Source organism: Streptomyces sp. NPDC002520, assembly GCF_053595235.1.
The window spans coordinates 1-4,987 of record NZ_JBSFXG010000084.1 but is presented as its reverse complement, the minus strand read 5'-3'; the positions used below and the strand labels follow the sequence as shown (position 1 = coordinate 4,987).

Below are 4,987 nucleotides of genomic sequence, written 5' to 3'. Positions count from 1 at the left end.
GGACTTGCCCCGGCCGCGTTCGTCAGGGGCTCCGACCGCCGCGAGATAGCCGCCGCCCTTGGCGGCGCCGGCTGGTTCCTGGCTCTCGAGCGCCATCAGTCGAGGACGGCCTCTGCGAGCATCACACCGAAGCTCGAAGCTGTCGTAGCAGCTGCCGCTCCACTACAGCGACACCCCAGCAGCGAAGTGGTCGACGCCACGGACAGACTGGTGGCGGCCGTCTTCAGCTACCACGAGTCCCGCGACCCTCAGCAGCTCGAAGCAGCCGCCCACGACTTCGGAGCTGCGGTCCGCACCGTCTTGCACGCGCCCGCTCGCCGCCGCCTTTCCTGGCGCCGCAGGGGCCAGTAGCTGGTAGACGAAGCTGATCGTGAGCCCTCGCAAAGGGCAGGCGTACCGGGCGGCCGTACACCGCCCGCGTCGGGGTGAGGCGCGCGAACCCGTGAGCCGGGAGGGGGTCGAACCCCGGCCCGCCACCCAGCCAGCCGCTTCACATGACCATCGAAACAAACTCCCGTGTGAATCATCCGTGTTGCCGGGTATCGTCCGTCGCATGGCGAGCACGATCTGCGGCTGGTGCGGCGACCGCACCCACATGACCATGGTTATGGATCCGTACGAATTGCCCCAGGCGGTGTGGCCCTGGGACCGGTCCGGGGTGCCTGATAGGGATCGACCCGTCTACATGGCAGCCTTCAAGTGCTCGAACGAAAACTGCGAACGCCTGTCGATCGGATGGACAAGCCTGTACAGGCCAGCGATGGGTCACCCGAAGCACCAGTTTCCGAGGGAGGACCTTGAGTGGGAGCCTGTCAGGGCGCGACGCCCGGACTTCCCGAACGTTCCCGAGGAGATCGCAGGATGACGCCGAAGCCATTCTGGAGTTCATGGACGCGCTCCTGGACGAGGTCTTCCAGCGGCCCGCCAAGCTCCAGCGGCTCAAGGAGAGGCACGCAGAACGGAAGCAGGGCAACGGCGACGTCGCCGCCCAGCTCCCCGCTGCACCCGGCGGAGGGCCGGCGTAGCGGAAGGCGCGCCGTACGCTGGCCGCGAGCAATCGCAAAGGGCAGGCGTACCGGGCGGCCGTACACCGCCCGCGTCGGGGCGGGCCGCGCGAACCCGTGCGCCCGGGAGGGGTAGAACCCCGGCCCACCACCAAACACCCAAAAAGTGAGGCGCTGTTGTCAGAGCCTGGTGCCATCCTTGCTTCCGAGGCAGTAGTGACACCAGGAGTTTCGATGGCGCCCACCCTTGACCCGCTCACCGTACAGCGGCTCGCATACGTCCGATTCCTGTACCGCGAGGGCATCGAGCAGAGCCGCCAGCCCGCCCCGCTTCGCTCGCGCGCCATCACCTCCTTTCACGATGCCGTCGAGAACTACCTCGGCATCGTCACCCAGCACCTGGGTATCGACGTGAACAAGGCCCCCGACTTCATCGCGTACTGGGCCCTGATCAAGCCGGAGTTCGAACTGCCGAAGAAGGACTCGATGAAGCGTCTCAACGACGCTCGCGTGGCGCTCAAGCACAACGGCACGTTCCCCTCCGAGCACCACATCGAGCAGGCCCGCCAGACCTTGGACGACTTCTTCACCACCGTCACCCCGAAGGTCTTCGGTGTCGACTTCGACTCCATCGACATGGTCGACCTACTGACCCAACCAGAGACCAAGCAACTGCTGCGTGACGCGCAGACGCACGCCGATGTCGGCGACTACGTCCAGGCCATGGCCGGCCTCTCCCTGGGATTCGACGCGCTGCTCAACCACTACCGCCGCAGCCAAGGTTCCGGCAGATGGTCGCCCTTCAACTTCGGTGAGAAACTGTCGCCCCTCGATGAGCCTCGTGTGCGGACCACGGACATCAGCAGCCGACTCTTGAAGCTCAGTAACTTCACTGAACTCGCCCAGGAAGCCCTGGGTGCCATCGCTCTCGGCATCGACTACGCGAGCATGGCCCGTTTCCGCATCCTGACCCCCGAGGTACACACTTTCGGTGACGGCAGCAAGCGCTACACCGTCGGGAAAGCTCTAGAGGACGTCACGCCCGACGACTATGACTGGGCACGGCACTTCGTCATCGAGTCCAGCCTGCGTGCCTCGAAGGCGGATGATCTCCAGACCATGAAGAAAAGGGCGGTGGAGGCCAACATGAAGGCTCCGCGGCCCCGGGCGCAGCGGGCATGGACCGGGCCTGTCGACTCCCAAGGCACTGAAGGCGCATCCGTCTTCGAGGTCATATGACAATGAAGACGTGAGCGCACTCCACGGCCGTGACGGCCGCCCCCTCGTCACCACCGCCATGGCTGCCTACTCGCTCGGCATGACCTCCGCCGGCCAGTTCCGGGAGTGGGCGCGACGCCGCGGCATCACTCCGGCTGACTGGAAGCTCAACCCTTCACGCGGCCAGGCACTCGCCCTCTGGGACCTGGCCGACGTCAACGCCGCCGTGCGCCGGCGGTCGGTAGCCTGAGCGACTGGCACCGCACTCCGCGCATTGGGCGCCGTTCACTTGATATGCGCGATCGGTGTCGGTGCGGAGGATGCTGACCCGCAGTGACCTGCCTTGCTGGCGGCGGCCGAGTAGCCGTACGCGTCGGAGACGTGGGCGTTGACCTGATCAATGTTGGTGTTGACCTGCTTGACGAAATCGGTGATGGACGACTGAGCCCCTGCCATCGCCTTCTCGGCTTCGGCGGGACTCGGATTCCCGTCGCCGCCGTTGTAGGCGGGCACATCCTTTCGCACCACCTGCAAACTGGACCGAAGACTTGAGACAGCCTTCCGCAGCGCGGACAGATCGTCCGTGACGGTGACCAGGTCCGTGCTCACACCATCCGCATCGACACTCACGCCGTTGGCGTCAACATCGACGCCGTTAGCGTCAACGCACACGTCCTCCGTGCCCGTGGAGGCCTCGGTGAGTACCTTCTTCTCGTCGTCGTGGGCTGTCTTGAGGTCGTCACCCGCGGTGGTGACATCGGATTTCAGAGTCGAGAGATCTCCCTTGAGAGCGCCCGTGTCTGCTCCGACCGCCTTGTAGTCGTCCGAGAGCGACTTGATCTCCTGCGCAGTCTGCTGATCACGTTCCGTACGGCTGTTGGCGCCCGAGACCGTCTTCCTCAGCGTCGCCAGCGCGTGGTTGTAGTCAGCCGGCGAAGCCCGACGGTAGGTGATGGGGCGAATGCTGCCGTCGCTCTGGCGCACGTTCAACGTCAAGGTGTCCCCGGACAGGCTCCCGTAGTCAGTGTGTGCACCGAGCTGGAGGGTCACGGAGTGGCCGTTGATCCGTACCGTGAAAGAATCGGTGCTCGTCGCCACGGTCTCGTCGGGCGGGCTGCCGGAGGCCACAGCCGAATCGATGGTGCCCTCCACGTCGCCGACGTGATCTGCCGGCCACTGGAGGAAGGTCACCTCAGCGGCTTCGGTATAGAGATAGCCGACCACGCCAGGCGCCGCCGATGGCTGTGAGCTTCGTTCCGGAGCGGCAGTGGGCTTCCCGCCACAAGCAGCCGTGCTGAGAACGACCAACAATGACACGAAAAGGACTCGCCGCACAGCGCGGACGGTACTCGCGCCACGGCAACGCTGTCGATGCCTTCGCTGCAACATCTTGGGGGAGTTGACCAGGGATGGGGTGCGTGTGCATTCTGTGTCACAGTGCACGTAGTGCCTCACCAGCCCGGCCAGAGCGCCGGGCTTTCGCATATCCCGGGGTGATGGCCATGGCCCAGACATTCGGTCCCTACCCTGCGCGATGCGACACCGTCCACGACGGCGACACTATGAACCCCTTCCAGGGCCTGTCGACCTGATGAGGTGAGTCGCCGCCAGCCGCAGCCGATCTGCCCGCGGTGTGCGGCCAGATGATGGGGGAGGTCGCGCAGGTGAGTGGTGGACAGATTGATCGCTGACGGCTAGACGAGCATACAGAGTTCCCGGTAGGTATGTGATCTCGGTGGTGGAGCGGTATACGAGGAGCTTCACCGCCATGGCCCCGAGGCCAACCAGCCCGCAGCGTGGACAGGTTGTGGGGTCGACAACCGAGTCACGTGACTGCGTTCGGGCACCGGCGGTCCGGCGCACAGGGGGGTGCCATGAGCAACATCGCGGGTGTGGGTTTTGTTCTGATGGGCCTGGGCGCGCTGATCTGCTTCCTCGATCTGACTGGGCTTCTTCGGTTTCTGAAGCTGCGGCATCTGCAACGCCACGGCGTTGAGGGCGAAGCGGCCTCCATGCGGCAGGAATGGATCCGTAAGAGGCATCGCGTCTACTACCCGCTCCGCCTGCCCAAGGACCCGGCCAGGCGCCAAGTGCCCCGATTCATCGAGGTGGGAGTGGAGCCGCGAGGGCCGGTGGGCACCGTCGTGCCGGCGGTGTACGACCCGCGGAAGCCGAGCCGCGCCAAGACCGGAACCTCGTGGACATCGATCTGTCCGAGGACTGGGACATGGTGATGTTCTTCTAGATCCCCGGGCCGGACCTCCTGGAGGCTCCAGCCCGCGGCAAGCCGGTCGACCAGCCTTCGGTGGAAGAAGTGGACGGCGAAGCCGCCGTGCTCCCAGACGTCGTTGCCATGCCTCATGCTGGTCACGGTGCTGAGCCAGAGCATGAGCCTGTCGAGGTAGCGGGCCTGGCCTGGGGGAAGAAGCGTGTATTGTACCGGGTCCTCGCGCCTGCCGGCGGCCAGGGACTGGGGGTGGGCATACGTGCCCTCGTCAGGCGGGAGAAGGGATGTATCCGTGCTGTGGCCCCGCGTCACCCAGACTACGACGAAGCGAGCGTCGCCCCACCGCGAGGCGACCGCCGGCCGAGCTCCGTCACACGCCGATCCAAGACGGCCCCGGGGGTGGGCGACTCCAGCGTGAGATTCCGGTGGCCGTCTCGAACGCCCTAGGGCGCGTATCGAGTCGTGATCAATCTGCGGTTCGGGTGAGGTCTTTGATCCAGATCATCGAGGCGCGCAGGTGGAGGCCGGCGAGGTAGCT

At 65.6% G+C, this 4,987-nt stretch carries 6 protein-coding genes; 5 read left to right on the top strand and 1 reads right to left on the bottom strand.

Going from position 1 to position 4,987, the window contains the following annotated elements:
* The first annotated feature begins 553 nt into the window (after positions 1 to 553).
* From ACWD5D_RS44695 to ACWD5D_RS44680, 4 genes are all read left to right on the top strand, one after another.
* Positions 554 to 865 (top strand): hypothetical protein, encoded by a 312-nt coding sequence (locus tag ACWD5D_RS44695; RefSeq protein WP_451378487.1) that lies wholly within the window; start codon positions 554 to 556, stop codon positions 863 to 865.
* A 22-nt stretch (positions 866 to 887) separates the two neighbouring features.
* Complete coding sequence (locus ACWD5D_RS44690; protein ID WP_451378486.1) at positions 888 to 1,025, top strand: hypothetical protein; 138 nt, start codon at positions 888 to 890, stop codon at positions 1,023 to 1,025.
* Positions 1,026 to 1,238: 213 nt separating this feature from the next.
* On the top strand, positions 1,239 to 2,243 hold the full coding sequence (locus ACWD5D_RS44685; protein ID WP_451378485.1) for a hypothetical protein: 1,005 nt from the start codon (positions 1,239 to 1,241) through the stop codon (positions 2,241 to 2,243).
* Between the two features lie 10 nt (positions 2,244 to 2,253).
* Complete coding sequence (locus tag ACWD5D_RS44680; RefSeq protein WP_451378484.1) at positions 2,254 to 2,472, top strand: hypothetical protein; 219 nt, start codon at positions 2,254 to 2,256, stop codon at positions 2,470 to 2,472.
* A gap of 35 nt (positions 2,473 to 2,507) precedes the next feature.
* On the opposite strand, the gene ACWD5D_RS44675 is transcribed toward ACWD5D_RS44680, so the two are convergent.
* Positions 2,508 to 3,446: a hypothetical protein gene (locus ACWD5D_RS44675; protein WP_451378483.1), complete on the bottom strand. Its 939-nt coding sequence runs from the start codon at positions 3,444 to 3,446 to the stop codon at positions 2,508 to 2,510.
* 650 nt (positions 3,447 to 4,096) lie between these two features.
* Here ACWD5D_RS44675 and ACWD5D_RS44670 point away from each other — a divergent pair.
* Entirely contained in the window at positions 4,097 to 4,456 is a 360-nt protein-coding gene (locus ACWD5D_RS44670) for a hypothetical protein (RefSeq protein ID WP_451378482.1), read from the top strand.
* The last annotated feature ends 531 nt before the right edge of the window (positions 4,457 to 4,987 follow it).

Coding starts and splice junctions, on each gene's coding strand:
- ACWD5D_RS44695 (WP_451378487.1), top strand. CDS start 554: ATGGCGAGCACGATCTGCGGCTGGTGCGGCGACCGCACCCACATGACC.
- ACWD5D_RS44690 (WP_451378486.1), top strand. CDS start 888: ATGGACGCGCTCCTGGACGAGGTCTTCCAGCGGCCCGCCAAGCTCCAG.
- ACWD5D_RS44685 (WP_451378485.1), top strand. CDS start 1,239: ATGGCGCCCACCCTTGACCCGCTCACCGTACAGCGGCTCGCATACGTC.
- ACWD5D_RS44670 (WP_451378482.1), top strand. CDS start 4,097: ATGAGCAACATCGCGGGTGTGGGTTTTGTTCTGATGGGCCTGGGCGCG.